This window comes from Devosia sp. Root685 (assembly GCF_001427875.1).
Classification (GTDB): Bacteria; Pseudomonadota; Alphaproteobacteria; order Rhizobiales; family Devosiaceae; genus Devosia.
Genome location: NZ_LMHK01000002.1, coordinates 1,185,030 through 1,211,077 on the forward strand (window position 1 = coordinate 1,185,030; position 26,048 = coordinate 1,211,077).

Genomic DNA, 26,048 nt, shown 5'->3' on the forward strand with positions numbered 1-26,048 from the left:
TCAGTTTCAAATCCTAGAGGGACAGAGCAATCTGGCTGCTCAGAGGCATTTCTGCGGACGAGAAATTGGAGACAGTGACTCCCAGCAATCGAACATCTGATCGCGGCGGGAACTCCTGCCGGAGCAGGTGATCAATCAGCTCGGCAAGTTCCGATTGCTGGCGAAATGGCTGAGGGTGACTTTTCGATCGCGTAATCTGCTCGAAATCGGCGAATTTGACCTTCAGAGTCGCGGTACGCCCTGCGAGGCCCCGCTTCTCGCAAGAATTCCAAACCTTCTCGACTAAGGGCTTCACCAAGGGGCGCGCCTCTTCAAGGGTCGAGATATCTTCCGCAAAGGTGTCCTCGGCTCCAATGGACTTTCGCTCGCGGTCGGGTTTCACCTCTCGGTTATCGATGCCCCGAGCCAAGTTGAACCACTACTCTGCGGAATTGCCGAAGCGCGCGATCATCTCCTCCATGGTCAGCTTGGCCAGATCGGCTCCCAACTGAATGCCATGGGCGTGCATTCGCTTGGCGGTCGCGGGTCCAACGCCATGGAATTTCTCGATTGGCAGCGTGGCGACAAATGCCTCGCCCTTTCCCGGCGGAATGACGAAATAATTGTTGGGCTTCCGTTTCCCGCTGGCCATTTTTGCGAGGAATTTGTTGTAGGAAATCCCGGCTGACGAGTTCAGTCCAGTCACCTCTTTGATCCTGGCCCGAATGGCATTGGCGATATCGGTAGCAACGGGAATGTCCTGCTTGTTTTTGGTGACGTCCAAAAAGGCTTCGTCTAGGGACAGCGGCTCGATCAGATCGGTGTGCTCCGCGAAAATTTCTCGGATCTGCGCCGAGATGGAGCGATAGATGTCAAACCGTGGTGGCACGAAGATCAGGTCAGCACACTTTCGCATAGCCGTCACCGATGGCATCGCCGAGAACACGCCAAAAGCCCGCGCCTCGTAGCTCGCTGCGGCCACCACTCCCCGTTTCGCGCCATAGCCTACGGCCACCGGCCTTCCGCGGAGTTCGGGATTATCTCGTTGCTCGACGCTGGCGTAAAAGGCGTCCATGTCGACGTGGATGATTTTTCGAACGGTCATGACCTGGTCCTCATGATCCTAGATTTATGCGGCAATCCAGCCAGCGGGTGTCAGCAGTCATCGCCCGAATTTCCTGCCGCCTTTTCTCTTCCCCACCCAAGGCATCTCCTCGGCAATGTTCGCCTCTCGCGCTCGTTGCAGTACGATGAGCTGATCCGGTGGAACTGGAACTGTTCCAGCCCCATGGGTGCCGGCGAACTCAGGCCGCTTACCTGCGTGACCCAAGGCAAAATTTGGGTAATACCATCCGCAGATAGAGCACCGAAGCCGGCCCGCCAGAAGGTCGCGTCCGCCGTAGAAATCAAACTGCCAACCCAGGTGGGCGGCCAGCACTTCTAGGACCAATTGGGCGTCATGACTGCAAATCCAATAGTGGCTGCAATACGCATGGATAGCGCGTTCGGTCTCATGAAAGTCCAGCAGCGTGCGGATGGGTCGGGTGAGCATCAGTGGAAATTCCGCCCCTTAGGCAAAGCCTCGCGCAGTCGCTGCTCAACCTCCGCCTGATACTGCTCCTGCTCACGATTGCGCCCCTTAGGGCCTCCTGACTTTGCCTCGTCGGCCCTTGCGATGGTTCGCTCCCCGATATCAACGCCGCCGGCAATCGCCGCGATGTCGGAAGTCAGGTCGAAGAACTCCTTGGCGATGACATGGATGACGATACCCTCGCGCTGAAGGGTACCGCGGACGCCGAGAACCCGGGCGCCGAGCACAACCCGACGGTTCGCCTCAAATACCTTTGGCCAAATGATCACGTTCGCGACGCCCGTCTCGTCTTCAAGGGTGGCAAAGATGACGCCGCTAGCAGTGCCCGGGCGTTGCCGAACGAGAACCAAGCCCGCGACATTTACCATCCTGCCAGGCGGCACTGTTCGCAGATCGTCGGCGACCGTTACGCGTCGGCGCTCAAGCTTGTCGCGGAGAAACGAGAGGGGGTGAGCTTTCAATGAGATGGAAAGCGTGCGGTAGTCGTGAATGACCTCCTCGCCAAGTGTCATCGGCGGTAGGTCGCTCTCTTCTTGCTTCCAGGCGGGAGGCGCTTCGCCAGCAAGGAACAAGGGTAGCCTTTCGGCGCCGTGCTCGCCCTCCATACCCTTGATCACCCAAAACGCGTCGCGGCGCGACAGGCCCAAGGATTGGAAAGCATCCGCCTCGGCGAGTGCAGTAAGGTTTTTCGACGAAAGGCCAGTCCGGAGCCAGAGATCACGGATGCTGTCGTAACCGCCACGACGTCGGGCGACAATGAGATTGGCATGGTCAAGCCGGAGACCACCGACGAGGTTGAACCCAAGACGGACCGCCATATTGCCCCAGATGTCGTCGGCCATCTCGGCGTGGCGGGCTGCAAGGGAAAGACCTGCCTGGTTGGTCCTTTCCATCACGACCTCCAGGTCGCTCAGGTTGATATCGACCGGCCGAACGTCGACACCATGGGCTTGGGCGTCACTGATGATCTGAGCCGGCGCATAAAAGCCCATGGGCTGGGAGTTGAGCAGCGCAGCCGCGAAGACATCTGGGTAGTGGCATTTGAGCCAGCAGGACACATAGACCAGCAAGGCAAAACTTGCGGCGTGGGATTCAGGAAACCCATAGCTGCCAAACCCCTCGATCTGCCGGAAACATGCTTCGGCAAATTCCTTGGCATAACCCCGCTCAAGCATGCCGCCGATAAACTTGTCCTTGAAGGCGCCAACACCACCGGTTTTTTTGAACGTCGCCATGGCGCGCCGTAGTCGGTCGGCCTCGCCCGGTGTGAAGCCGGCCGCAACGATGGCGATCTTCATGGCCTGCTCCTGGAAGAGCGGAACACCGTAGGTTTTCTTCAGGACATGTTCGAGCTCTGGTGACGGATAGCTCGTCGGCTCCAGGCCCTGCCGGCGCTTGAGGTAGGGATGGACCATGTCGCCCTGAATCGGACCTGGTCGGACTATGGCGACCTCGATGACGAGATCGTAGAATTCGCTCGGCTTTAGCCGCGGCAGCATGGACATCTGCGCGCGGCTTTCGATCTGGAAAACACCGATCGTATCGGCTCGGTGGGTCATTCGATAGACCCGCGGGTCTTCCTGCGGCACGGTCGCCAAAGTGAGCGACTGACCATAGTGCTGACGCATCAGGTTGAACGCCCGGCGGATGCAACTCAGCATGCCGAGTGCAAGCACGTCGACCTTGAGGATTCCGAGCTCATCGAGATCATCTTTGTTCCACTCGATGACGGTCCGGTCGTCCATCGCCGCGTTCGAGATGGGAACGAGCTGATCGAGACGGTCGCGAGTGATGACAAAGCCGCCGACATGCTGACCGAGATGCCGCGGAAACCCGTAGAGTTCATTGGCGATGGTCATAACCATGTGGATAACGGGATCGCCGGGATCAATCCCGATCTGGCGCATGCGCTCCTCGGGAATATCGATGCTACCCCATCCCCAATTCAGCGCGCTGATCATGCTGATGGTGTCGTCGCTCAGGCCAAACACCTTGCCGACGTCTCTGATGGCGCCCTTTGCGCGATAGGTGATGACATTGGCGGTGAGGCCAGCGCGATGGCGGCCGTACTTCTGGTAGATGTACTGCATCACTTCTTCGCGTCGCTCGTGCTCGAAATCGACGTCGATATCCGGTGGTTCATCACGCTCGGTGGAGACGAAGCGCTCGAAGAGCAGGTCGACCAACATTGGATCGACTTCGGTGATGCCGAGGCAAAAGCAGACGGCAGAGTTGGCTGCCGATCCTCGACCCTGGCAGAGGATCCCTCGTTCTTGGCGGGCGAACCGAACAATGTCTTGCACGGTCAAAAAATACGGTGCGTAACCCATCTCGGCGATTAGGGACAGTTCGTGGACGAGCCCCTTCTGAACCTTCTCTGGAACACCATCGGGGTAGCGCGACCGGGCGCCCTCGTAGCTCAGTCGTTCAAGCGTTTGTTGGGCGGTCTCGCCATTGCCGACGGTTTCCTCCGGGTAGATGTATTTGAGCTCGGCGAGGCTGAAGGAGATCAGGGACAGAAACCGGTTGGTTTCCTCCAGAGCCTTGAGGTGCTGGCGGAACAGCCCTGCCATTTCGTCCGGAGGCTTGATGTGTCGCTCAGCGTTCGGCGACAGCAGGAACCCCGCATTTGCGATGGTAACGTGTTCGCGGATACAGCTCAGCACATCCTGGATCGGCTGACGGCTTGGGACATGATAGAGCGGATCCATGCTGGCGAGCATGGGCAGCCGATATTCTCGACAGAACCCCGAGATGCGATTGAGCCGACCGGTATCGTGGCCATTGAAAAGGTACGTCGCGGCAACCCAAACCCGGCCTGGGGCCACCCGGGCGAGCTTGTCTGCCGCCGCGATGTCGTCGGCAATTTTTCCCAGCCTGGGCACGACGATCATGGCTTGACCTTCGGCGTGCTCCACTAGGTCTTGAAATTCAAGAAAGCACTCGCCCTTTGGCGCCCGGCGGTTCCCTAATGTCAGCAGTGCGCTCAGGCGCCCGTAAGCGGCTCGGTCAACCGGGTATACGGCCACATCAGGCGTCTTATCGGAGAAGACCAGGCGTGTTCCAACCACCAGCCTAAAGTCAGGATGACTTTCAGCAAGGTCCCTCGCCGCCGCGAATGCGCGAACCACGCCTGACAGGCTATTCCGATCGCATATGCCGATACCGGAAAGCCCCAGCCCCGCAGCCTGCCCAACCATTTCGAACGGATGGGATGCCCCCCTCAGAAAGCTGAAATTAGTGGCCGCCAGAAGCTCGGCGTAAGGCGTCGCTGCCGGCGATTGGTGGACAGACATGGTTGACTCAAGACGAAGTTCGTTCTTCTTGTGTTCTCATTCCGGATGGCGGGAGAGTCAAGATGGATGCGATCACATGCCGAAGCCTGTGGACAGAAGTGGCGCCTGAAAAAGGGGATCTTCACCGGCACTGGAGCTATGCCGGTCTGGAGGTCCATGACGTCGGCGGCGACGAGGAGGACTTTTTCACCGTCTCCCTCCGCAGCTATCCAAGCCTTTTGCTTTTGCCGACGAATGCGAAGCGGGCCTTTGAGATCGCAACGGCGCTGGCTGATCTACGCGACTGGATTTGCGTCGCCGATTGGGATCGGGAGACACCCATGTTCGAGCAGATCGAAATCGCGATCCGCTTCGCCGGTGAAGCCGAGATCCCGCAGCCACCCTACCTCGGACCATTTTATGACGCAGAGCCGCCGGATGAGCCATGGCATTGATCCCCCGTGAATTTTGCGCCGCCAACATCGAGGCATAGCAATGACCAGTCCCTGGACCTTCATCCACCAGCATCGCGACCCCAATCATCCCGACCTGCGGGGCCTCTGGCCTAGCGAGGCGGAGGCGCGGGAGTGCAACGGGCTGGTGCTCGTCCCATTCTATGATCCGCACCGTGGCACTACGCTCTCGGGTTGGTGGGAGCTTCGGCATCGGCTGAGCAATGACCCGATCCTGTTTATAAGGGCCGACGACGAAGAGACCGCGGAGGAATATGCGACCAAGGTCGCCGAGATGGCACACTGGGATCACATGAGAACGGTGCCGGAATGGACGTCTCCACCTCACTCTCATGAGCTGATTGACTACCTCAATTCGACCTACCGGGTTTTCTATCAGCCCAATTTTGACGCCCTTTGGTCAAAGCCTGCAAGCCGCGAAGAAATGACGGACGACTGGGACCGTGAGGTTCCCTATGGCGCCTAAATCAGACTATGTGAGCTCAGCCTCTGCAATCCGTCGAAACTGAGCTTCAGGTTTGAATTACGCAGAAGCGGTTTCCATCCGGATCCGCCAGAACGACGAAATCGGCGTCAGCTGAGTAAGGGGAACACGTCGGCGGCAATTCGGTCGATGTAATTTTGCAGCCGGTTGGTAGAGAGCCAGCATCCGGGTCGGGGGGACGAATGAAGGAATTTGTGCAGAACGCTTTGAAGCAGTTTGGGAGCGAGATTGCTCCATTTGCTCCGGGCTATACCAGCGCCTCGGTGGCCCTTTTCGGCAATCGCTACGGCAAAGAAATAGAGATTGTCAAAGCGGTGATACGTCTCGACCCGTTGGACGCGACAGAGGATTTGTCGGAAATCAAGGTCGGGGAGTTTGTCGCTGCGCGGTTTCGCGTTGATGACTACGCCGCCTTCTTAAGTGCCCTGCTCGACAAGCAAGGGGCGCCTGTAAAATCACCAATCGGCCTAGTCTCCTTTGCCTTTAACGATAATCGTTCCGCAGAAATGAAGGCATTCGACGAGCGCGGCCTTCAAAGCTATTCGCGTTTCACGACCTTGGCCGTCGATGGCACAAACCATCTCCCTCGACCCCAGCCCAATTTGGACTGGGCACTGAGGGCATTGCCCTCCCCGTTCAGTGATATCGGCGACCTCGGTCGAGAATATGGTTTTGGCGAGTTGCCGGAACATCCGTCCGCCAGACTAGAAGTGGAGGCGCATAATTTGGCGGTGATTGACGGAAGCTCCACCGTCGAAGGCAACATTGCAAAGATTGTTGTCAGGCTCGCGCTGCCCTTGTTCCCCAACAACATCAAAGTGGGCGTTGTTGTAATTCAGAACGCCAAAGCGGTAAGGCGCACGCAGCTCCTAGGGAGCGATATGAACTTCCAAGTCGCGGAGGACCAGCGCGGGGTACTCGTAGGGCACGCGAAACTAGAAGTGCCCGAGGATGCATTGCTTCATTGCTTTGTGAGCTACAATGACGCGCCACTGCACGCGCTTTATGTTCATGAACCTAGCACAGTACCGAACCCGCTTAGGACTGCCTTGGAGACATTTGATCCCCAGCTCACACACATTCGTCGAGGCCTCGGGCTAACACCCGCCGCTCGGGTGAAAGACAAGAAGCTCGCAGATGACCTTGAGCACGCGGTCGGAGCTGTTCTCTTCATGCTCGGCTTTACATCCTACCGGCTGGGCATGGAAACGATGACAGACGGACCAGACCTACTAATGCGTGCAGGGAATCGCTTCGCTCTGATTGAGTGTAGCAGCCAGACTTTCCCCGGCGAGAAGAGACACAAGCTTCTTCGTCGCGCTTCGGAGGTGCGGGAACGGCTACGCCACTCCTGGCTGTCAAATCCAGAGGTGCTACCAGTGATCGTCACATCTGAGACAAGGGAGGTCGCGTTCCCGAGTATCCCAGAGGCGAACCGCGAAGGGATTGCAGTTCTCACCGCAGACGATATGGCTCTAATCATCGAGAACACCCTACTCCCACCCAACCCTGATGCCCTGATGGATCAGCTGTTTCGATCCTTGGAAACGGTTACCACGAAATAGAACTCCGCTACTCCTGAAGCCTGTGGCTGGCCCGGGCTAAGAGCCCGAGCGCAGTGAAATTGTCGGGGCACGCGTTGCGAAATCCATGGCCCAGTGTCCCGTCTGGCAGGTTGATTGCCATGGTCACCACGAATGCGCGGACATTGAGACTATTGTCGATTTCGCGCAGAAGTCGGATCAGCGCGTCGCGCGGAGACCAAGCCGAGGAATCGCGCTCAACCCACGTTGCGCCGAGGCTCAAAAGTCTGTCGACCTCGGCGGACTGATCTTTGGCATAGAAATCGAGATGGTGAAGGGGTCGGCCTGCAAGCACAGGTGTGTCGGCTAGATCCAGGGCAATCTTAACCCCCGAACCATCCACCGGAGCCAAGACTGCCCAGTCCACGCTGGGTGCCTAACGCGGTTTGTAATCCAGCGCAGCGCACTAGAACTTTACTGCTCTTGGTAAGTCCTCAACACCCCAGACGATCGATCCAATTGTCAGCATGGGAGGCTCCCTGAAAAGGTTTAGAGGCCCAGTAATTCCCTGCCTTATGCTATGGTCTCAACAAGACGAGCAAATGTGATCTGGACCTATGCCGGTAAGCGCAGCGGGTCACCTGGATCCGGGATGGCTTCTAGGCCTGGCACATACTTGAGGGGCAGCTCGGCAATAACTTTTAGCTCGCCGTTGGGCAACGGCCGTTGCAGTGATTTTGCCTCGGACCATGGGGCCCGCAGCCAGACTTCCCGCTCCTCCTCGGTCCGCAAAATCACCGGCATCGCCTTCTCGTGTACCGCACCGACGATGTCGTTTGGTTTGGTCGTAAAGAAGGCGAAGACCTTGTGATCCAGCGGGCCTTCGTCCTTGCGTCGTGTCCCATGCCAATCTGTCCAAAGGCCGGCAAAGAAAGTCAGCGGCTCTGATTCATCGATAGCGAACCACGCGTTGCCACTGCTACCATCGGGAAGCTTGGTCGGCTCGGCAAACCGGTTGATCGGGACGAGGCACCTGTTCTCGAGCCCGAGATAACCTTTCCAATCGTCGAACCAAGGATGTCGGATATTGGTGTTGCCGCGATTCGGCTTTTCGCTCACAGGATCCTTCAGCGACGGCAGCCCCCAGCGAGCAAATCCGAGCACGCGATCATCGCCACGCTGTTTGATTACTGGGCCCGTGTAGTCGGGATAGATCGCATAAAGCGGCGGGATATTGCGCATCGCATCTTCCCACTCCTGGACCAGCTTTTGGATCGCTTCCGTCGTGGTGGTCATGCTGTAGAGATTGCACATTCATCCTGCTCCGCATCCGTCTAGACGATCATGGCCGATGAGCAAAAAATCGCAATATGCAAGGGTGTCGAGGGTGTCGACGCGTCGTTACCAGTGACCGCGACGTTGACGCCAAAGCCGCACAAGTGGCACTGCGACGAGGATAAAGACGACGGCCAATAACAGGACGCCGGCAATCAAAGGGATATCCATAAAGCGCCCTTACAGCCCATGTCGGCTGAACTGCGCGTACGCAGTACGGATCGCGCGAAATCACGCTGACGCGCTTCGCGTAAACAACGTCCTAACACCCGAGAATTGTGATCGCTTGTAGACCTAATTCAGTTCGAGCAACGTCCCTGAAATGGTTTCGTCGATGTGATCCTCGATCTCGGCGAACATCGCATCAACGACCGCCAGACGCTCTGGTGACGTCAAAGCCTCTTGGGCGCCGACTTTAAAGGTCCGTGTGTGAAGCTTGCTATCGCGGCGAAGCGAGTAGCCAAAGCGAAATTCGATCATGCCGCGCTCGCTCCATAGGTCGAGCAGGAAAGTTTGCAGATAGAGCTTGTACCGCTCAATCAGTGCACTGCTGAGTCCGTCGACATAAGCCTGCATGCGCCACCTCCCTATGGAGCTTAGCGTCGAACAGACGCTCTCGTCACGTCGGAAGCAAGGAAGACTTAGAGCAATCGCCCCTGTCTCGGTTGCTGCGTTTCGGGAATAGCGTTTTCACGCCGCCGCTGCTCGGTTTCGGCGCTGAAGCGGACATCGGGATCGCGGTCTTTAGAATAGTGCTCCAAGGCGTCGTCGCTGATGTCCCGCCAATTCTTTCCGCGTTCGGAACCAGCTGGCACACGCGGCAACAAGCCGGGCTCGCGACTCCATTCCAGGAGCTTATCCAGCGATGCGAGATTCAGCATGTCGCGGAGGTGATGCGCTGTGACGTAGGCGTCCGGGAAGGCTTTTGCCCAAAGGAGAAACTGCCCCTTCCGATGGAGTGGTTTGTCATCGTGAACCGGGCTACACTCAATCTCGGAACGAACGATCGACTGAGAGCTTCGGCTCGATAGCGTTCCATCGCCAGCTAGCGCTGGTCCACGCGGTACGCGGGACATCGGCATCCGCCGAGAAGAATTTGTCGAGTTCGCCGAGGGCACCGAATGGTGCCCTCTGGCTTTTCATTTTCCGCAATGATCCGGCCGAATGCCTTCATCAAGCACGGCGCATTCGGCCGACAACGTCGCCATTGGGGTGGATTGCAGAACGGCGGCTTTCGGTACGAGACGCGCTCAACCGGACATTGCTCTGGGTTTGACAGTTGCGGGAGTTTTGGGGGCAACGGGCCAGTTCGCTGGACACATCGCTACGAACGGCAATAGAACTTCCCAATCTGGCGTGTTGTCTGGAGCCTAGTGCATGGCATTTTGCCCAATTTGCAAGACATCCGCAAATGAAGAGCAGCCTAGTGGGGGCGACTACCGTAGAGTCGATTGCCGAAGGTGTGGAAAGTACCAGATCACAGGAACCGCATTGTCCATGCTCGAATCCCGTCTGGCAGGCGCGGACAAGAAGTCGATCGCCAAGCTTAGTCATTCCACTAGGTCTATGACATCAGGTACGGACGCCAAATGGCCGGAAATCAATTCGGTCAACTTGGATGAAATGCTCAAGCAGCCCCTTCCTCCCATCGACAGGCAAGTTATGAACTTGCTTGTCTGGGCTGCAGCACAGTTGGAAGACGACCAATTAGGCGCTGTAGAACTGCCTGATGAGGACGATCTCACCGCTGTGGTTGGAACCATCGACGGTGAGAGGGTTCAAGCTATCATTGAGCTCGCTGTCAATGAGCGTCTGATTGAGTATGTCCCGGATGACTGCATAAGCATTTCGACAAAAGGCTGGGCCAGATTGACCCCTGGGCCGAAGCCTGATCCGTCGCCACAAAGCCCGGAGGCTCAAACGCCTGTCACTGCTGTAGACCGTATCGTGAAGGCGCATTGTAACAGGTGCAGGTCTGTGACGAAGTCGTGGGTGAGAGCGGAACACACCGTTCAAAAGGACAGTGGCCCGATCTCGTGGAGCGACACGTTCGAGGTAATTGAGTGCTGCGGCTGTGAGACCCTTTCAGTGAGACATGAATACTGGTTCTCCGAGTGGGATGAGATGGACTACGATGACCAAGGGCGCATGGTGATGCGCCCCGGCATAAAGGAAACGTACTTTCCGGCCCCAACAGTGCGCCCGAAACCGGATTGGGCAGATGAGATCACTGACGACGTTCTGCGCAGCGTGATGGATGAGCTCTACTCTGCGCTCAATGCCGGCCTCAACATTTTGGCGTCCATTGGCGCTAGGACGCTGCTCGATCGCGCGGGCTATCTGCGGATCAATGACCCCAAGGGAGGGTTCGAGGGCAAGTTAAAAGAGCTAGAGAAAGCTGGGTACATCAGCGCCACCGAAAAGACGGCTCTCGATGCGGTGGCCGATGCTGGGAATGCGTCAGCCCATCGCGGCTACACACCCAACGCGGCCCGGCTCGGGCACATTGTCGATATCATCGAGAATTTCTTGCATCGATCTTTTGTTCTCAACCTTGCAGCTGAAGAAATTCGAAAAAGTACCCCACCTCGGAAGTAGCCGACGGACGCTGTCGACCCTGAACGATGAAGATACAGATGGGCGCGTCGTCAGGGCAACGCCGCCAGAAGGTCTTCGAACGACATGAACTTGACCCCGTAGGTCTGCTCAAGCCACTGGCGGTTGACGGGATCCAGAACTGACTTGCTCGCATTGCTTTTGCCCACGTCGGCAGAGCAGAAGATGTCCAGACCATAGGCGATGTGAGACGCTATAGCATCCCCATCTGCCCATTGCCCGAATGCGCGTTCTACAGCACGCTCTTGATGGATATCATTAGCGTTTTGCAATCCCTTGTACCAGGCAGTCTGAGCATCGGCCGAGTTCAGACCAAGCGCCTTCACTTGGGCCATTCCGACACCCCGCGCCTCGATTGCTCGCCCAACTTCATGAACCCGCGCAATCCAAGCTCCGAGCTCGTCGCCAGCTCCTGCGCTAAGATAGAACTCTCCCCCATCATCATGAATGTGAAATGCCCCAACCCTCGGCGGCGCTTTGAGTACCTTGACGCCCAGTGCATGAGCTGCTCTCGCTCTAGCCTGGACCTCCGGTTGAAGCGGTTGACGATCGGGCTGTTCGACCCGGAATTCCACGTCTACCTGTTCAATATCCTTATCGCCCCATCGTTCTCGAAGGGAGTCAGGAAGTTCCTCAGCTTTCAAAGTGCTGGCCGTCTCCGGGCCGATGGTGATCCGGGTGCCTCCATAGACGTGCGCACGATCGCGCTTCATGACACCCTCAATCGTCAGCATGGTTACGGAATAGAAGCCTTCTCGCCACTTTTCAGGGCGTCATGGACTTTCGGGAGGGCGGGCTGGCGCGGGTCTTTTGGAAAACGCTCCGGCCGACAAGCAAGATCGAGGACGTTGGTGTCGAAAGTAATTCTTAACGGCATAACTGGTCTCCACGCCCCGCGAAGCTGTGCGGTGCGGCTACACAGCTCAATTTAACTTGGCAACATGCTACCAATGTCAGCTATTAGGCGACAGCTCACAAGGCGATACCGACCGAGATGGGGTCGAAAGCAGCCCACGCTCCTAAAGGTGGACAACATCAGGTCCACTACTGGGCCACCACCAAGCGGCGCGGACTTGCTGTCATGCTTCCCCTCTGCAAATGCGAGAGGACGCCATGCCACCACCAATTTCAGGTGGTTCCGGCTCGATTGATCCATTGTAGCGGTACGATGTATCTAGGAACCAAATCTGGCGCCATCAACGCTTTTGATGAAGCGCAGCAAGGCGTTGATGGAATCGAAAATGAACCTGGCCTCAGACGGATTGATTAGATCGTTGTCGTGCGCGAGCGTCTTGTTGTTGCGGACGTGATTGAATTTTTCTGCGACGCCAACGGCGTTCTTGATTATCTGCTCGCTCATTTCGCGAAGTTCGCCCTCAGTCTTTAGCGCCTTAACGTAGCGTCCAACACGGCTATGGAGCGGCTCAGCGCGATCCCACTCGATACCCCGTTCATCCAACATGTGGCCAAACTTCTTCATGCAATAGGTATGAAGACGGTCGAGGGCCGCCACAGGTTTGTTGGCGTGAATTTCTCGCTCGATGGAAGCGACCAGTTCTTCCAGAGTTTGGTCGCGGCTGAAGCGCTCGATGGCGTCAGCACGAGGCCTATCCTCTGCTTCTTCTAATCGCGCCAAAAGATCGAACAGTTTTGATCTGATCGCTTCAGACTCTGCCGGGTTGGTATAGTGCGAACTGAGGCCCTCTCGATGTTTCCATAGCCGACGACACACGTGACCGACGATGTGTGCATCCTCCACCTCGATGAAGGCTCGCACATGCCTGGCTTTCGAGGTCCCATTGAAGCCATAGCGCTCTTGATAAATTTCGATGCCGAACTCGTCCTCAAAGAATTCGGCAATCGTGCGGTCGGAGAAGTCGAGCACGTACCCGCCTCCCATTTGGAAAGCATCGTCCAACACGCGCCACTCCGAGCGCTTTAGTGAAACCATCGGACTCGCCTCCCTCAGTACGCAGCTTGCGCCGTTCTCGCAGCGGTCGGCTCATGCTTTGGCCTCGCGGGCCCCTCTAGCAATTCTTCCTAGCTAATTGGCCTCATTTTCTCATTAGAAATTAGGACATGACCGTCATAGGCCAGTGGAGCAGGAGTAGATTAGGATAATGTTCTAATCTTCTAATACAAATCGGCCTTTAGAGATGCGAAAGCAAAGTTCTTGACAATAATTTTCTAATGCCCATTCTGGCTTCGGCGAACAGTGAGCGCCGCGGGAGCTTGGCATCGATGCGAATGGGACAGGGTGCAGACGCACTTTCAGTTATGACTGTCAAAGTTGGAGTGATGGGTAGGCCGCGCCCCGCTATTGACCGACACGGTGCCGAAGTCATGGGTTTTCCTGTTCGCGGGAGCAAAAACTCGGGAGCGGGTTCGCCTTCGGCCTTGCAGAACTCCTCGCATCTTGGTCGTTGTCCGGTGCGGTAAAAATGCAGGTCGATCCAACGAGCATCTCGACCCAGTCCAACCCGTGGCCCTACGGGCAGACTGAACCAGAGGACCACCCGCCCTATCACTTCACCGTCTGGGTGCCGGTCCTTTCCCCTGCGGGGCAAAAGGCTCCGCTCATCATCACTGATCGGGGTGAAGTTCTATTTGAGGCCTGGTGGTATTTTGGGACCGGGTATGTCCAGGGCCTGAGCAAGAGCTGGAAGGAAAAGGCAGCCAGATTTATCGGCCTATTCTACGACTACTTCCGCGCTCGCCAAATGCATGATCGAGCCGAAACCATTCCTGAGCGCTGGATCGAGGATTGCATCACAGCATTTCAGTTCGGTACGAAAATGGAGAACGGGGAGGATCCTCTAGCACTATTCTGGTCACCGATGCCGGCTGCGACGATCAGTTTCGCAGTGAGCGTGCTGAGGCGCTTCTGCCTTTCGACCGCGGACATCTTCGGTGAGAAAAACCCACTCGCGAACTCGGTCTTCGCGCGCAGCACCGCGAGCGCCTTTGCCATTGAACAAAGGAAATTTCACTCCAAGCTATTCCACTTGCATGCTAGGTCGAGGAACCGGGTCGGGCAACAGCAGCGCAGGCTCAGAAGAGGCACATTAGTAGCCAAAGGCACCGCGAAGTCCTTCCCGCGAAATCTCTTGGGCCCGCTGCTGTTTGAGGGCTGCCGTCGGCCAAGACTACTAGAGCAAAACGGTCACGACGCCGCCTCTCAATACAACATCTGCCTCATGATGATGCTGACACTGCTGGCGGGAGGGGGCATCCGCAAAAGCGAAGCATTCCACATATTCGTCGACGACGTCCGTGGGGATGAGGTTAGACTATACGATCCCGTGATTGGCCAAATGGCATGGAGCGACGATCAAGGTCTGCCGGTGGTGGGGCCAAGAGACGATTACCTCAAGCTCGTATGTAATCGGGTGCCAAGATCTATGCTCACCGGCAGCCAGCACGCGGGTTGGAAATCGATGCTGATGGATCACGGCGCGCCATACAACTACTCCGTAGTTCATTGGATCGATCCGCACCTCAAGAAGCTCTTCTTCGACCTATTCGCAGTCTACATCAAGCACGTGCGCCCCCGTCACCTCACCCACCCGTACCTGTTTGTTTCGATGGACAAGTCGAACTTTGGGCAGCCCTGGACGATTGCTGCGTTTGATAAAGCCTTTGCGGAAGCGGTTTTACGCATTGGCGAGCACCCAAACGCCAAACTGGGCCTCAATCCCCATGGTCTTCGGCATTTGTACGGTCAGACGCTGACTGACATGGGCGTGAAGCCCGTGATCATCCAGCACGCGATGCACCACAAGAGCATTGAATCTCAGCTCGTCTACACGAAGCCATCCGTTGGAAAAGTGACCGAGGCTCTTGAGAAATTGTCGCGTTCCGACGGTGTGCCCCTCCCTGACCTAGCAACCGATCTTCAATGGGGGCAGGTCTGGAGATCGGACCCTCTGAACATACTTTCGTCCTGGAATTTGGGCCCACTAAATTGAAAAAAACGTTCATCCATACAACCCGTGAGTTTATCTCACGGGACCGCTTTCGCTTGAACACCTCTATGAATCAGTTGGCACTGATCGAGGACTCTATCTCGGAGTGGAAGCTGTTCGCGCTATCGCTAGACGGAGAAATTAAGGCCGCCGATCAAAAGGGGCTCCTGACGTTTACAAAGGCCCATCAAAATTTCTTCGCTAACTTTCAGCAGAGGATACTGGAAGCTGTTTCGATAGATTCAATACAAGGTGCGGTCGAGAACCTTCTCCTCGCTAGCGTCGAAACGATGGAGGGCGGCTTCTCCGGTGGAACAATAGCGATGCGGAAAACTTCCGGCACTCGCTTGCGTACTGGCATCTTCCATGTTTTGCATCAAGCAAGGGAAATGGATTTAATTCTATTTCCATTAGGTCACCTCAATACATCTGTTATCGAATGGCTCCCCAAAAGCACAAAACTACGCTCCCATCGGCAGCATTCGACAGTCGGAAGTAAGGTGCTAGCGAAATGTGCTCCGATCGTCTCCTTGCAAGATCAGGGCGTTTTAGATCGACTTTTTGACATTCTAGTCAGGTCATGCGCGTTCCAATCGACCTCAGATCTAAACTCAGAATTCTTCGAAGATTTTTGGAATTTCTTTCTTGGCCCCTATAAGGCAATTTTTGATACTTACGCCACTAAATACAGCCGAGAAAAAGGGCTGTACAACAAACTTTTCAAAGCGATTTTTGATTTAGGCCTTCTACCTGACGACCTTGACAGTATGTTCGAATATACTAGCGCGTACTTTGATCGCATCGAACGGAATGAAAAAAGCCTAAGCTCTACAAATTTCAACTGGGTCGGGATCACATATACCAAGGTGAACCTGAGCAAATGGGCAGAAGCGCTGTCTTGGTGGGTACATCACCGACCCAAAAAAACGCCTGCAAATCTGGTGACTGCGGTCAAGCCGTTTGTCGCCTTTTTGGGACAGCTGAATAATCCTCCACCTGCACCGGAGGCCTACACAAGATCTCACACCATCTCACGGCCGGACTCTCCAGAAATCACCTTCTTGGACTATCTCAAGCGAGAAGGCTATTGGGGAACCCAGACAGGGTACAACGCGGTCCAGGACACTCGCAGGTTCTTTGAGGACTGGCACGATCATCATGGGATGGATTTGGCTGAGTGGAGTCCTCCCATTCGTGCGCAGGACCATCCAGTAATTTACTCAAGGGGTAAGACGAATAAGGAGATACTTCCAGTTCGCATTATTAGATTGATGAAGGAGGTGTTGACCGCAGAAGACTACGCCTGGCCAAAAACTCAAACCTCAGACTACATCAATTACTCCAACCCAGAAACAGGCGAATATGAGAAGGTCTGGTGCCCAGTACGGGCCATTGCCATCCAAACTTTGCTCACCTTGCCCATCCGAACGGTTCAGCTGCGAATGGAGGACAGCGGAGAAGCTGACGACCAGATCTACGATCCGGCTTCCGGGCAATGGCTTTCCAACGATCATCCGCTTGCAACACCAGGTAGGTCTCGCGGCTTTTGGACGCCAATGCGCGACCACGCTACTGGTAAGGACTACGTCGGCATTCATGTCACCACAAATAAGACCGCTGCCATCGGAGCCCACGATTTCGAAGAAGGTTACGACATCCCTTGGGATTGCGCTGAGTTAAAGCCCTGCATTAATCAACTCATGAACTGGCAACGATTTTATAATCCGGTGGCCGGCCTTCTCAGCCGCAAAGACTTTATTTTCGACACAGACCGACCAAGTCGGGCAATTAAAAATCTCTACGGCTACACTTTTCTCTTCAGGGACCCCGCAAGCAGCAAACGTCCTCCCAACGAACCGGTGAGTTACGACCGGCTTGCCACCTTTTTTGGTAAACTTCTCGAAGAAGTAGAGCGCAGATTCAAGGTAGGTGGGGAGGACGTCAGTCTCGTCACATACGATCAGTTTGGTAACATCAAATCTCCCTATACTCTCCACGGCTTAAGGGCTGCTGGCATCACGCATTTTGTCGAAGGGGGTGTGCCGATTCAGGTGATCGCGGAGTTCATCGCGGGTCACGCTCACTTCCTCATGACACTCCACTACACCAGGCTCGGCCCATCTTACGTCACAGACACGATTGACCGTGCGCTACAGAAGATGGAGGAAGGCTCCTATGATAACTTCGAACGCTTCCTGCGCGACTCCCCGCTCAGCGAGAGACGCCGATGGCTAGTTGGCAACAGCGATGCTGCCTTTCAATCACTTGCCGACATCTCGCCCGGTCTCTGGTCAACGTCGCATGACGGCATCTGCCCCAATGGGCGCGCGTTGTGCCACATAGGTGGGGAAGTAGCTTCGACGCAATCAAATGCGTACTACGGACCAGTGCCCGGTGGACCAAGAAACTGTCCGCTGTGCAGATTTTGGATGACCGGTCCGGAATACCTTGAGGGCCAGCTGAATTCCTATTGTGTATTCCTGTTCAAGCTCGGCGAACGGGCTCAAACATCAAATCAGCTATCACGGAAATTAGCCGAGCTGGTGGCGTCGGGGGCCGCCAGCAATCGTCAGATTGAACGAGTTAAGGCAGACATCGAAGCCATCACCATCGAGCTCAACATCATGGTCCAAGGTGCTCAGGAGCGCGCTAGACTAATTCTGCAGTCGTGGGCCCTGAGAGATAAGATCAAGAACGATCCCGACCATGATGGAAGCAAATTCGCACTCATCACGCGTCTCGACGAAGACGAATTAGAACTCGTCTTTGAAGAAACGACCTATTGGGATCAGGTTGATTTCGCAGCCCATGCCTTCGAATTTTTCCCTCAGATTGGAGAGACCTCCGCCCCTCTCCGTAAGGGGCGACTGATGGACCAGCTATTGAAGCGAAATGGGTATCAAGCCTTCTTCTTCAACCTCCCTGAAGACGAGGCCCTGCATGCATCAAATTCTCTAACTCGCCTCCTTCAAGGGCTTGCCGGCAGATCAGGTCTACGGTCACTCGTAGAGGGTGAAGAGACGCTGGAAAGTCTGGGCCTCGTCGACAAATTCGAGAACACCTTGAAGGAAATCTCCAAACTCGAGCCTCTCCGTCTTCGACCAATCAATGGCAAAGCACGACTGACGCAAACAGTGGAGGACACAAGTGGGCAAAGGTGATCCCAACTCTGATCCTCTTGCAAATCCTGAGTGGGACGATGCGAAGTCGTTCCGGGACACACTGTTGGATAAAACCGACCGCCCGAATTCGATTAATCGGATTTGGGAAGCATGTTTGGATCTGGAAAAGTCAGGAGTGAAGATCACAGTCGCCGAAGTCGGGCGTGTGACGGTTGCTCGTTGGGGTTCTCCAAAAACACAAAGCATCCGAGACCAGCCACTCAAACTGACTCGTCTGGTGGAGCTTTGCGCAGCCGCTCAAAGGCAAGGAACAGCCAATGGCCCTAGAGGGCCCAGAAATGAGAGCAGGATCGATAGCATTTTGGCTGGTGTAGCGGACCAAACTGACCGGGCTTGGTTAAGACAGATGTCCGTTGAGTGCTCAGATCTCAAGCGCGAAAATCGGGCCCTTAAAAAGGCGTTTCTAAAGTTAGCCCCACTGGCAACTTCAGGCGGCACTAGAAGCGATAATACGCCTGGCGACGAGCCGATGCCGACCTACCAGCCAATTCTTTCTGGAGATGAGAGGAGCCAGCTGGCGCGCGCTGCAGACCGGGAGTTCTGGTACAATGAGGGGTACAACGTCGACGCGATACATGGCCTGCTGACCAGTTCAGGTCGAGCAATCCTTTCTGCATCGTTTTTTCAAGGATTGCAGAAGGTGTTGGGCCGTCATTCCATGGATCACGACCTATCCAGTTCAGAATCCCAATAGAGGAAATCGAGCCAAGTTTCGTGCAGATCACCGAGTGCAAAAGGAAGCTTCCTCGCGACTTGGTCGAGCTCGAACGGACTGGGTTCGAAGGGCTTGCGAATGAGTTTGAGGCCAGCTTCCTCCGGCGTTTTGTCGCTTTTCCTCAGGTTGTCCGCGGCGCAGGAGGCGACGATGTTTGACCACTCGGATCGGCCCCCCTTGCTGCGGGGTACAACGTGATCAAAGGTCAGCTCTTTCGAAGAAAATCTACCCCCGCAGTATTGGCATCTGAAACCATCGCGTAGGAACAAATTATACCTAGTAAACGCTGCGCCGCGCCTCTTCTTATAGCTCTTCAGCGCTACGACAGCCGGCACTTCGAAGATCTGACTAGCCGAATGAACAAAAACGTCTTCGTAGGCCTTAACTTGGATGACACGCTCCTGGACGACGGCCACCAGCGCGTCCTGCCACGACCAAACCGAGAGCGGCGCCCAGCTCAAAGGCTGCATATCGGCATTCACTACGAGGGTGCGGCGTGACGCGAGCGCAACGTTCATTTCCGCCTCCCGCCGCCACGTTGAGCAGATTTTCCTGACCGCCCGTCCCCCGAACAATATGCCGTCACACTACGTATAGTGCGGCTAACCCATTGTGCCGACAGCAACAATATATTTCCGGCTCCACACAAGTTTGCCCACGTCGTCAAGCCGCCCTTCGAGCGCGGAATAACGTGATCAAAAGTCAGATCATCGCGCGAGCCGCAATATTGGCATTGGAAGCGATCGCGGAGGAAAACATTGAAGCGCGTAAAGGCAGGGTGCCGCGCCGGCTTCACATAGTCCTTGAGCGAAACCACGCTCGGCAGCCGCATTTCGAAGCTGGGCGAATGGATCACCGTGTCGTAGAGCGACACGATGTTCACCCGTTCAAGGAACACCGCCTTGATCGCGTCCTGCCACGACCACAACGATAAGGGATAATAGCTGAGAGGCCGGAAATCGGCGTTCAGCACGAGAGCGGGACAGGCCTCTGGCGACACATGGATGGTCACTAGAGTCTCCCGAAGCGGGAATCTGTTAAGTCCATAGCCCCTTTATACTAAGCCCTTTGTGTCAGGGCTGTGAAGCGGGGACGAAAGACTTATTTCGCTGCCAGCCGCCCGATAAAATCCCCGGCAAAGGCCAAGCCGTCCGGAGCAATCCCATGCCCGACGCCGCGGCTCACATGATAGCTGACATCAAAGCCCGCCTCATCAAGCACCGCATTGGCCTCACTCGACAGGTTCGGATCGACCACATCGTCCATATCGCCATGCACGAGGCAGATCGGCGGCTTGGCAAGCGCCTCGCCCCCAAAACCCTCCGGCGGCAAAAAGGCGCCGGAAAACCCGATAACGCCCATGAGCTTTTCGGGAAGCCCCGTCCCCACATGCAGCGCCATCATCGCCCCCTGGCTGAACCCGGCGAGAATCGTCCGCTCCGGCGTGATTCCCGTCTGCGCCCAAAGATCGCGCAAAAAACCTTCGAGCACCGGACGCGCCGCGATAACGCCCGTCTGCCGGCTCGCCAGCCGGTCACCGCTCCAGTCGATGGGAAACCACTGAAACCCACCCATTTCCGTCCCGATCGGCGCATTGGGCGACACGAACAACGCGCCGGGAAGCACATGCTGCCAATGCGGCGCCAACCCGATGAGATCATTACCGTCGCTGCCATAGCCATGGAGCAGAACCACCGCAGCATCGGGCGCTTGCCCATTGGCTGGCGGCATCATCGGCCCCGAAAGCTTGGTCACAGCAAAATCCCTTCCTTGTCGCGCAGAATGGCGAAATAGCGCCAGAACAGCAGCGCCGCGGCCGACCGATGCGGCGACCAGTTTTCGGCCATGCCGATCATCTCCTTGATCGTCGGACGCTCGTCAAGACCAAGCCCGTGATGCGCCGCCTTGAGCAAAGCCAGATCCCCCGCCGGGAAAATGTCGGGATGCGCAGCGCAGAAGAGAAGATAGACCTCGGCCGTCCACGGCCCGATCCCTTTCAATGCCACCAGCGCCTTGATCGCCTCTTCGGCCGGCAAAGCATCCACCTCGGCAAAATTAAGCTCCCCCGCCCGTACCGCCTCCGCGATCGTTCGCACCGCCAGAAATTTCCCACGCGAAAACCCGGCGCCCCGCACCGTTTCCTCATCGAGCAACATGTAAGAATCCGGCTCCAGCGCCCCCGGCAAAAGCGAAAACCGCCCCCAGATCGCCGCCGCACTCTGCACCGAAAGCTGCTGCCCGCAAATCACCTTGGCCATCCCCGCAAACCCCTTGGGATTGACCCGCGGCAACACCGCTCCGACCCGCTCCCGCATCGGCAGCAATTGCGGCACCATGGCGATCAAATGGTCGAGATGCACGGCGACGCCCTCCGCCGTATCGATCCGCGGTGACGCTCCGGGCGCAAAAGTGCTAGTCGGTAAAATCATGAAAGAACCAATTCTTCGTTTCGCCCCGAGCCCCAATGGGCGCCTGCATCTCGGTCATGCCCTATCGGCGCTCGTGACCTGGCAGGCGGCCGAGTTTTTCGGCGGCACAGTGCTTTTGCGCATCGAAGACATCGACATCACCCGCTGTAAACCCGAATTTACCGAGGGTATCTTCGAGGATCTCAATTGGCTCGGCCTCGCCTGGCCCGAACCGGTCCTAATCCAGTCCCAACGCTTCGAGATTTACGCCGAGGCCGCCAATCGCCTGCGCCAGCGCGATCTCATCTATCCCTGCTTCTGTTCCCGCTCGGACATATCGGCCAAGGCCGCAGATACCGACCCCGACGGCGCACCCATTTATCCCGGCACCTGTAAGCACCTTTCCAACGCCGAGCGGATAGAGCGGCTCGAACGCGGCGACCCCGTGCAATTCCGTCTCCATACCGATCGTGCCATTGAAGAAGCCGGCATGCTGACGTTTACCACCATCGGCCCGACGCTGCGCGATCGCCCGCAAATCCGCTATGCCCGCCCCCAGCGCTGGGGCGACGTCGTGCTGCAACGAAAAGATATCGGCACCAGCTACCACCTCTCTGTCGTCGTCGACGACGCCGCCCAAAGCGTGACGCACATCACCCGCGGCCGCGACATGGAAGCGGCCACCGACATCCACGTCCTCCTGCAAATGCTGCTCGGCTATTCGACGCCCCTCTACCACTTCCACCGCCTCCTCCTCGGCGACGACGGCCAAAAACTGGCCAAATCCAAAAACAGCAAAACCCTCGCCGACCTGCGCAGCGAGGGTTGGACGGCGGCGGATGTGCGGAAGGCTGTGGGGTTTTAACTACCCGCCCCACCCACCAGCCTTCCCTCGCCCCTTGAGGGAGAGGGACAGATTTTCTGCGTTCAGCAGAAAATCAGGGTGAGGGGTTTCTCTCCTCCGCAGAGGAGCTGCTGGACGGCGCTGCGAGAATACCCCTCATCCGCCCGTTGGGCACCTTCTCCCGCAAGGGGAGAAGGCGAAAAACCGGAATACCAGCGACTGCTAAGCCGCCTTCTTCGCTTCCATCAATTCCTCCACAGTCGCCGCCACCGCCTCCTCAAATGGCGTCCCAAAGCCCGCTCCCAACAAAGCGTCCAGCCTCGGGTCAACCAGTTCCATCTCGTTGAGCCACAAATACCGCATCCGATAGAGGTCGCGCATAACCGGATTGAACAGTCCCACCGCCCGCATCGTCCACCACTGCAAAGGCGAAACGGCCACCTTGCGCGGCAATGCCGCCTCTATCGCGCCCATCATCTGGCCATGCGACACCCAATGTCCGGCAAAGTGCAAACTTTCGTACCGTCCAAGCGCGCTCCGCTTTTCCGCCAGCGCAGCAAAAGCGCGCGCCAGATCGGGCAGATAAGTCCAGCTATGGCGCATCTGCAGCTCACCCATATGGTACAGCTTGCCCTTGCTCACATCCGGCAGCATCCCCGCATCGAACCAGTCTCCGCGATTGCCCGGCCCGTAAAAATCTCCGGCACGCAAAATGATCGCCTGGAATTTTCCGGCCGCCGCCGCCTCGCGCAACAGTGTTTCGAGCCGAATGCGGATTTCCCCGCGCGGCATCTCGGCGCTCTGCCGCGTTGCCGGCGAGACGGTGCGGTCGCCCGCCCGATAATTGTATATCGACCCCGGAAACAGCAGCGTCTTGCCGCTATTGCCCAATGCGTCGATGACCACCTGCAATTGCTTTTCCGATCGGCCATTGCCCCACTGATCATAACGCAGGTGCAGGGCATTCACGACCACGTCCGCATCGGCAATCGCCGCCCGCACCACCGCCACATCGTCAGCGTCCCCGGCCACAAATGTCGTGCCGCTGACCGGCTTGCGATTGCTCCGCCCCAGTCCCGTCACGCTCCAGCCCGCATCGCGAAACGCCATCATTGCCGCATTGCCGATATGGCCGTTGCTACCCAGAACCGTCACTTTACCCTTGGTCATTCACCGTCTCCTTGACTTGCTGGAGACGAAAATGCCCGCTACAGATTTTTATAGCGATTGGCCAAATTTCGAGATTTGATATTCAATCATGAATAGAGAGCCTGACTGGTCCCTGTGGCGCAGCTTTGCCGGTGTCATCGAGCACGGCTCGCTTTCCGGCGCGGCACGCGCCCTCAAATCGAGCCAGCCCACGGTGGGCCGCCATATCGAACTGCTCGAAGCCCAGCTTGGCCTGCAGCTTTTCGAGCGCAGCCTTTCCGGCCTCAAGCCCAACAGCACTGCCTTAAAACTCTATGGCCCCATAGCAGAGGCGCAAACGGCCCTTGCTCAAGCCAACCTGATGGCCGAAGGCGCCCAGGACGAAACCGGCGGCACCGTGCGCATCACCGCCAGCGCCATGATTTCCAACTATGTGCTTCCCGAAATCCTGGTGCCGATCCGCGCCCTCCATCCGCGCATCGCTCTTGAAAGCGTCCCTTCGGATTCAGCCGAAAATATCCTCATGCGCGAGGCCGATATCGCCATCCGCATGTTCCGTCCCACCCAGCTTGAACTGGTGACAAAACACCTCGGCGACATCGCCCTCGTCCCCGCCGCCCACGAGCGTTATCTCGCCCGTCGAGGCCGCCCCACAACGCTGGCCGAACTCTGGCAGCACGATCTTTTAGGCTTCGACCGCTCCAGCGCCATCGTCACCCACGCGAAAAAACTCGGCTTTACCCTCAATCGCGAAAATTTCATCATCCGCTCCGACGATCAGGCGCATCTGTGGGAATTGTTGCGCGCCGGCCTCGGCATCGGCTTTGCTCAGGCCAATCTGGTGCGCCGCACGCCCGGCCTTGTCGCCCTCCCTATCGACCTCGCCATCCCGCCTTTGCCGGTCTGGCTGACGACGCACCGAGAATTGTACACCTCCCACCGTATCCGCGCCGTTTATGATGCCTTGGCGAGTGGCCTTCTCACCTATATTGAAAGCTGAACCCTTCGGAGGCCAAACCCATGCAGACCCTTCTCAATATCGGCATCGCGCTGGCCCTCTTGTTTGTCGTCATCGTCCTCGGCATGGGCCTCTGGAACATGACCAAGGGCGGCTCGGCCAATACCAGCCAGCGCCTGATGCGCCTCCGCGTCATGGGCCAGGCCGTCGCCATTCTGTTGCTGATCGGCGCGCTCTTCTTCTTCGGCGGCGGTCGGGGCTGACCGCTGCCGCCCTCCTTGCCGCCCGGCGGCAAAAGTACTGACGTCCGCCCGGCCCGAGGAGAAACGCCCTGTTCCTGCCCCTGCATGACGTCAATCCCCACCGCCATATCCGCTTCCCCTACGTCACCTATGGGCTGATCGCCCTCAATATTTTGGTTTTTCTCATCCAGGCGACGCTGCCCCCCGCAGCCTTCGATGACGCAACCATCTACTTCGGCATGATCCCCATCGTGGTGCGCGACATCTATCCCGCCCCGCTCCCCTGGCTACCCGATTGGGCAACGCTGATCACCTATGCCTTCCTCCACGCCGATTGGCTGCATCTGCTTTCGAACATGCTGTTCCTCTGGGTCTTTGGCGACAATATCGAAGACGCCATGGGGCACCTGCGCTTCCTCGTCTTCTATCTCGCCTGCGCCGTGCTCGCCGCCCTCGCTCATCTCGCCTTCAACCTCGATGGCAACGGCCCCCTTATCGGCGCTTCGGGCGCCGTGGCCGGGGTCATGGGCGCCTATATTCTTCTCTTCCCCCATGCCCGCGTCTTCGTCCTCGCGCGCATCGTCATCCCCATTCCGCTGCCGGTGCCCGCCTTCTGGATGCTGGGGTTCTGGGTTGCGACCCAGCTCTTCTATGTCGTCATCGGCTCGCAGGAATCCGTCGCCTGGTGGGCCCATATCGGCGGCTTTGTTGCCGGCATTATCCTCGCCGCCCTGATGCGCCGCCGCGACGTCATGCTGCTCGGCGGCCGGTAGAAGGTTTCTTTACTCTGCCCTGCTAGGCTTCCCTGCGTTATAGTATTGCGTAGGGAAGTCAGCCCATGGACACCGATCTCGCCTCCAGCCTCATGGTGGCTCGCACGGCTCAAACCCAGCAATCGGTCCAGTTGGCGGTATTCAAAAAATCCCACGACATGCAGACCCAGCTTCTCGATATGCTGCTGCAGCCCGCCCAGGCAGTGCTTCCGCCGGGCCAGGGCACGCAGGTCGATAAATCGGCCTGAGGTTTTCCGATGAGCAATGCCCTCAGCGTCAGCCCATCGGTCATGATCAACCGCATCGCCACAAGCGAAGGCGCCTCGCCCAACACGCTCCTTGCGCAAGTCGCAAAAATGCGCGGCGAACTGGCGCTCACGCAAAACAAGGCCGAGCCCGAAGCCCTGCCTGACATTGTTCGCAATCCCGTAAACGGCGCCGAAGTGGATCTCTTGGTTTAGGCAGTCTTCACAGTAGTCCTCATGGTGAGGTGCTTTGCGGAGCAAAGCCACGAGGGCGTGGCACTGCAGCATCCG

26 protein-coding genes and 1 pseudogene are annotated in these 26,048 nt (G+C 57.2%); 14 read left to right on the top strand and 13 right to left on the bottom strand.

Annotation, left to right across the window (positions count from 1 at the left end; genetic code table 11):
- Positions 1 to 13 precede the first annotated feature (13 nt).
- Positions 14 to 1,084: pseudogene (dinB, locus tag ASD83_RS13980) on the bottom strand (DNA polymerase IV).
- Between dinB and ASD83_RS21140 the strand changes: the two are divergent.
- A complete protein-coding gene (locus tag ASD83_RS21140) occupies positions 1,025 to 1,423 on the top strand; it encodes a hypothetical protein (RefSeq protein ID WP_162249143.1) in 399 nt (132 codons plus the stop codon). The pseudogene dinB and the gene ASD83_RS21140 sit on opposite strands and share 60 nt — an antisense overlap.
- 107 nt (positions 1,424 to 1,530) lie before the next feature.
- Here ASD83_RS21140 and ASD83_RS13990 read toward each other — a convergent pair whose 3' ends face one another.
- Complete coding sequence (locus tag ASD83_RS13990) at positions 1,531 to 4,866, bottom strand: error-prone DNA polymerase (protein ID WP_056311837.1); 3,336 nt, start codon at positions 4,864 to 4,866, stop codon at positions 1,531 to 1,533.
- A gap of 62 nt (positions 4,867 to 4,928) precedes the next feature.
- Between ASD83_RS13990 and ASD83_RS13995 the strand changes: the two genes are divergently transcribed.
- The 3 genes from ASD83_RS13995 to ASD83_RS14005 all read left to right on the top strand — a co-directional run bounded on the left by ASD83_RS13995 (position 4,929) and on the right by ASD83_RS14005 (position 7,367).
- Positions 4,929 to 5,300, top strand: a complete 372-nt coding sequence (locus ASD83_RS13995; RefSeq protein WP_056311839.1) for a hypothetical protein — start codon at positions 4,929 to 4,931, stop codon at positions 5,298 to 5,300.
- A 40-nt stretch (positions 5,301 to 5,340) separates the two neighbouring features.
- Entirely contained in the window at positions 5,341 to 5,784 is a 444-nt protein-coding gene (locus ASD83_RS14000; protein ID WP_056311841.1) for a hypothetical protein, read from the top strand.
- A 200-nt stretch (positions 5,785 to 5,984) separates the two neighbouring features.
- Positions 5,985 to 7,367 (top strand): hypothetical protein, encoded by a 1,383-nt coding sequence (locus tag ASD83_RS14005; protein ID WP_056311843.1) that lies wholly within the window; start codon positions 5,985 to 5,987, stop codon positions 7,365 to 7,367.
- 7 nt (positions 7,368 to 7,374) lie between these two features.
- Here the strand turns inward: ASD83_RS14005 and ASD83_RS14010 are convergent, their stop codons facing one another.
- The 4 genes from ASD83_RS14010 to ASD83_RS20730 all read right to left on the bottom strand — a co-directional run bounded on the left by ASD83_RS14010 (position 7,375) and on the right by ASD83_RS20730 (position 9,541).
- Positions 7,375 to 7,752 carry a VOC family protein gene (locus ASD83_RS14010; protein ID WP_056311845.1) on the bottom strand — a complete coding sequence of 126 codons (378 nt, stop codon included), beginning with the start codon at positions 7,750 to 7,752 and terminating at the stop codon, positions 7,375 to 7,377.
- 188 nt (positions 7,753 to 7,940) lie between these two features.
- Entirely contained in the window at positions 7,941 to 8,639 is a 699-nt protein-coding gene (locus ASD83_RS14015) for an SOS response-associated peptidase (RefSeq protein ID WP_056311847.1), read from the bottom strand.
- Positions 8,640 to 8,954: 315 nt separating this feature from the next.
- The gene (locus tag ASD83_RS14020) at positions 8,955 to 9,236 is read right to left on the bottom strand and encodes a hypothetical protein (protein WP_056311849.1); all 282 of its coding nucleotides are present in this window, start codon (positions 9,234 to 9,236) and stop codon (positions 8,955 to 8,957) included.
- A gap of 65 nt (positions 9,237 to 9,301) precedes the next feature.
- Complete coding sequence (locus ASD83_RS20730; protein WP_200946509.1) at positions 9,302 to 9,541, bottom strand: hypothetical protein; 240 nt, start codon at positions 9,539 to 9,541, stop codon at positions 9,302 to 9,304.
- Between the two features lie 616 nt (positions 9,542 to 10,157).
- Here ASD83_RS20730 and ASD83_RS14030 point away from each other — a divergent pair.
- Positions 10,158 to 11,258 carry a DUF4145 domain-containing protein gene (locus ASD83_RS14030; protein WP_056311853.1) on the top strand — a complete coding sequence of 367 codons (1,101 nt, stop codon included), beginning with the start codon at positions 10,158 to 10,160 and terminating at the stop codon, positions 11,256 to 11,258.
- 50 nt (positions 11,259 to 11,308) lie between these two features.
- Here the strand turns inward: ASD83_RS14030 and ASD83_RS14035 are convergent, their stop codons facing one another.
- Both ASD83_RS14035 and ASD83_RS14040 read right to left on the bottom strand, forming a co-directional pair.
- Positions 11,309 to 11,989 carry a hypothetical protein gene (locus ASD83_RS14035; RefSeq protein ID WP_156385964.1) on the bottom strand — a complete coding sequence of 227 codons (681 nt, stop codon included), beginning with the start codon at positions 11,987 to 11,989 and terminating at the stop codon, positions 11,309 to 11,311.
- A gap of 461 nt (positions 11,990 to 12,450) precedes the next feature.
- The gene (locus tag ASD83_RS14040) at positions 12,451 to 13,227 is read right to left on the bottom strand and encodes an abortive infection family protein (protein ID WP_082561187.1); all 777 of its coding nucleotides are present in this window, start codon (positions 13,225 to 13,227) and stop codon (positions 12,451 to 12,453) included.
- A gap of 490 nt (positions 13,228 to 13,717) precedes the next feature.
- Between ASD83_RS14040 and ASD83_RS14045 the strand changes: the two genes are divergently transcribed.
- The 3 genes from ASD83_RS14045 (at position 13,718) to gmtX (ending at position 19,117) form a co-directional block, all read left to right on the top strand.
- Entirely contained in the window at positions 13,718 to 15,244 is a 1,527-nt protein-coding gene (locus ASD83_RS14045) for a site-specific integrase (RefSeq protein WP_056311859.1), read from the top strand.
- 65 nt (positions 15,245 to 15,309) lie between these two features.
- Positions 15,310 to 18,402 carry a VPA1269 family protein gene (locus tag ASD83_RS14050; RefSeq protein ID WP_162249169.1) on the top strand — a complete coding sequence of 1,031 codons (3,093 nt, stop codon included), beginning with the start codon at positions 15,310 to 15,312 and terminating at the stop codon, positions 18,400 to 18,402.
- Positions 18,389 to 19,117 carry a gamma-mobile-trio protein GmtX gene (gene gmtX, locus ASD83_RS21025; RefSeq protein ID WP_156385965.1) on the top strand — a complete coding sequence of 243 codons (729 nt, stop codon included), beginning with the start codon at positions 18,389 to 18,391 and terminating at the stop codon, positions 19,115 to 19,117. Before ASD83_RS14050 ends, gmtX begins: the two co-directional genes overlap by 14 nt.
- Here the strand turns inward: gmtX and ASD83_RS14055 are convergent.
- The 4 genes from ASD83_RS14055 to ASD83_RS14065 form a co-directional block, all read right to left on the bottom strand.
- Entirely contained in the window at positions 19,087 to 19,656 is a 570-nt protein-coding gene (locus tag ASD83_RS14055) for an HNH endonuclease (RefSeq protein WP_056311864.1), read from the bottom strand. The genes gmtX and ASD83_RS14055 overlap by 31 nt on opposite strands.
- On the bottom strand, positions 19,653 to 20,150 hold the full coding sequence (locus ASD83_RS20735) for an HNH endonuclease (protein WP_082561189.1): 498 nt from the start codon (positions 20,148 to 20,150) through the stop codon (positions 19,653 to 19,655). Before ASD83_RS20735 ends, ASD83_RS14055 begins: the two co-directional genes overlap by 4 nt.
- Before the next feature lie 89 nt (positions 20,151 to 20,239).
- A complete protein-coding gene (locus tag ASD83_RS14060; RefSeq protein WP_200946510.1) occupies positions 20,240 to 20,893 on the bottom strand; it encodes an alpha/beta hydrolase in 654 nt (217 codons plus the stop codon).
- Complete coding sequence (locus ASD83_RS14065; protein WP_056311866.1) at positions 20,890 to 21,567, bottom strand: DNA-3-methyladenine glycosylase family protein; 678 nt, start codon at positions 21,565 to 21,567, stop codon at positions 20,890 to 20,892. The genes ASD83_RS14060 and ASD83_RS14065 overlap by 4 nt, the downstream gene beginning before the upstream one ends.
- Here ASD83_RS14065 and gluQRS point away from each other — a divergent pair.
- Entirely contained in the window at positions 21,566 to 22,411 is an 846-nt protein-coding gene (gene gluQRS / locus ASD83_RS14070) for a tRNA glutamyl-Q(34) synthetase GluQRS (protein WP_200946511.1), read from the top strand. The genes ASD83_RS14065 and gluQRS overlap by 2 nt on opposite strands.
- 201 nt (positions 22,412 to 22,612) lie before the next feature.
- On the opposite strand, the gene ASD83_RS14075 is transcribed toward gluQRS, so the two are convergent.
- Positions 22,613 to 23,560 carry an NAD-dependent epimerase/dehydratase family protein gene (locus ASD83_RS14075; RefSeq protein WP_056311868.1) on the bottom strand — a complete coding sequence of 316 codons (948 nt, stop codon included), beginning with the start codon at positions 23,558 to 23,560 and terminating at the stop codon, positions 22,613 to 22,615.
- An 88-nt stretch (positions 23,561 to 23,648) separates the two neighbouring features.
- Between ASD83_RS14075 and ASD83_RS14080 the strand changes: the two genes are divergently transcribed.
- The 5 genes from ASD83_RS14080 to ASD83_RS14100 all read left to right on the top strand — a co-directional run bounded on the left by ASD83_RS14080 (position 23,649) and on the right by ASD83_RS14100 (position 25,973).
- The gene (locus tag ASD83_RS14080; RefSeq protein WP_056311870.1) at positions 23,649 to 24,539 is read left to right on the top strand and encodes a LysR family transcriptional regulator; all 891 of its coding nucleotides are present in this window, start codon (positions 23,649 to 23,651) and stop codon (positions 24,537 to 24,539) included.
- Between the two features lie 20 nt (positions 24,540 to 24,559).
- Complete coding sequence (locus ASD83_RS14085) at positions 24,560 to 24,760, top strand: twin transmembrane helix small protein (protein ID WP_056311872.1); 201 nt, start codon at positions 24,560 to 24,562, stop codon at positions 24,758 to 24,760.
- A gap of 152 nt (positions 24,761 to 24,912) precedes the next feature.
- The gene (locus ASD83_RS14090; RefSeq protein WP_244489176.1) at positions 24,913 to 25,512 is read left to right on the top strand and encodes a rhomboid family intramembrane serine protease; all 600 of its coding nucleotides are present in this window, start codon (positions 24,913 to 24,915) and stop codon (positions 25,510 to 25,512) included.
- A gap of 65 nt (positions 25,513 to 25,577) precedes the next feature.
- Positions 25,578 to 25,760, top strand: coding sequence for a putative motility protein (locus ASD83_RS14095; RefSeq protein WP_056311875.1), 183 nt, complete (start codon positions 25,578 to 25,580; stop codon positions 25,758 to 25,760).
- A gap of 9 nt (positions 25,761 to 25,769) precedes the next feature.
- Positions 25,770 to 25,973: a hypothetical protein gene (locus ASD83_RS14100; protein WP_056311877.1), complete on the top strand. Its 204-nt coding sequence runs from the start codon at positions 25,770 to 25,772 to the stop codon at positions 25,971 to 25,973.
- The last annotated feature ends 75 nt before the right edge of the window (positions 25,974 to 26,048 follow it).

Bases quoted from the DNA above. Each gene is read 5' to 3' on its own strand.
- ASD83_RS20730 (WP_200946509.1), bottom strand. From the start codon at position 9,541: ATGCTGAATCTCGCATCGCTGGATAAGCTCCTGGAATGGAGTCGCGAG.
- ASD83_RS14005 (WP_056311843.1), top strand. From the start codon at position 5,985: ATGAAGGAATTTGTGCAGAACGCTTTGAAGCAGTTTGGGAGCGAGATT.
- ASD83_RS14075 (WP_056311868.1), bottom strand. From the start codon at position 23,560: ATGACCAAGGGTAAAGTGACGGTTCTGGGTAGCAACGGCCATATCGGC.
- ASD83_RS13995 (WP_056311839.1), top strand. From the start codon at position 4,929: ATGGATGCGATCACATGCCGAAGCCTGTGGACAGAAGTGGCGCCTGAA.
- ASD83_RS13990 (WP_056311837.1), bottom strand. From the start codon at position 4,866: ATGTCTGTCCACCAATCGCCGGCAGCGACGCCTTACGCCGAGCTTCTG.
- ASD83_RS14000 (WP_056311841.1), top strand. From the start codon at position 5,341: ATGACCAGTCCCTGGACCTTCATCCACCAGCATCGCGACCCCAATCAT.
- ASD83_RS14065 (WP_056311866.1), bottom strand. From the start codon at position 21,567: ATGATTTTACCGACTAGCACTTTTGCGCCCGGAGCGTCACCGCGGATC.
- ASD83_RS14055 (WP_056311864.1), bottom strand. From the start codon at position 19,656: ATGAACGTTGCGCTCGCGTCACGCCGCACCCTCGTAGTGAATGCCGAT.
- ASD83_RS14040 (WP_082561187.1), bottom strand. From the start codon at position 13,227: ATGGTTTCACTAAAGCGCTCGGAGTGGCGCGTGTTGGACGATGCTTTC.
- ASD83_RS14085 (WP_056311872.1), top strand. From the start codon at position 24,560: ATGCAGACCCTTCTCAATATCGGCATCGCGCTGGCCCTCTTGTTTGTC.
- ASD83_RS14035 (WP_156385964.1), bottom strand. From the start codon at position 11,989: ATGAAGCGCGATCGTGCGCACGTCTATGGAGGCACCCGGATCACCATC.
- ASD83_RS14015 (WP_056311847.1), bottom strand. From the start codon at position 8,639: ATGTGCAATCTCTACAGCATGACCACCACGACGGAAGCGATCCAAAAG.
- ASD83_RS14095 (WP_056311875.1), top strand. From the start codon at position 25,578: ATGGACACCGATCTCGCCTCCAGCCTCATGGTGGCTCGCACGGCTCAA.
- ASD83_RS14050 (WP_162249169.1), top strand. From the start codon at position 15,310: ATGAATCAGTTGGCACTGATCGAGGACTCTATCTCGGAGTGGAAGCTG.
- gluQRS (WP_200946511.1), top strand. From the start codon at position 21,566: ATGAAAGAACCAATTCTTCGTTTCGCCCCGAGCCCCAATGGGCGCCTG.
- ASD83_RS14080 (WP_056311870.1), top strand. From the start codon at position 23,649: ATGAATAGAGAGCCTGACTGGTCCCTGTGGCGCAGCTTTGCCGGTGTC.
- ASD83_RS14100 (WP_056311877.1), top strand. From the start codon at position 25,770: ATGAGCAATGCCCTCAGCGTCAGCCCATCGGTCATGATCAACCGCATC.
- ASD83_RS14045 (WP_056311859.1), top strand. From the start codon at position 13,718: ATGCAGGTCGATCCAACGAGCATCTCGACCCAGTCCAACCCGTGGCCC.
- ASD83_RS14020 (WP_056311849.1), bottom strand. From the start codon at position 9,236: ATGCAGGCTTATGTCGACGGACTCAGCAGTGCACTGATTGAGCGGTAC.
- ASD83_RS14030 (WP_056311853.1), top strand. From the start codon at position 10,158: ATGCTCGAATCCCGTCTGGCAGGCGCGGACAAGAAGTCGATCGCCAAG.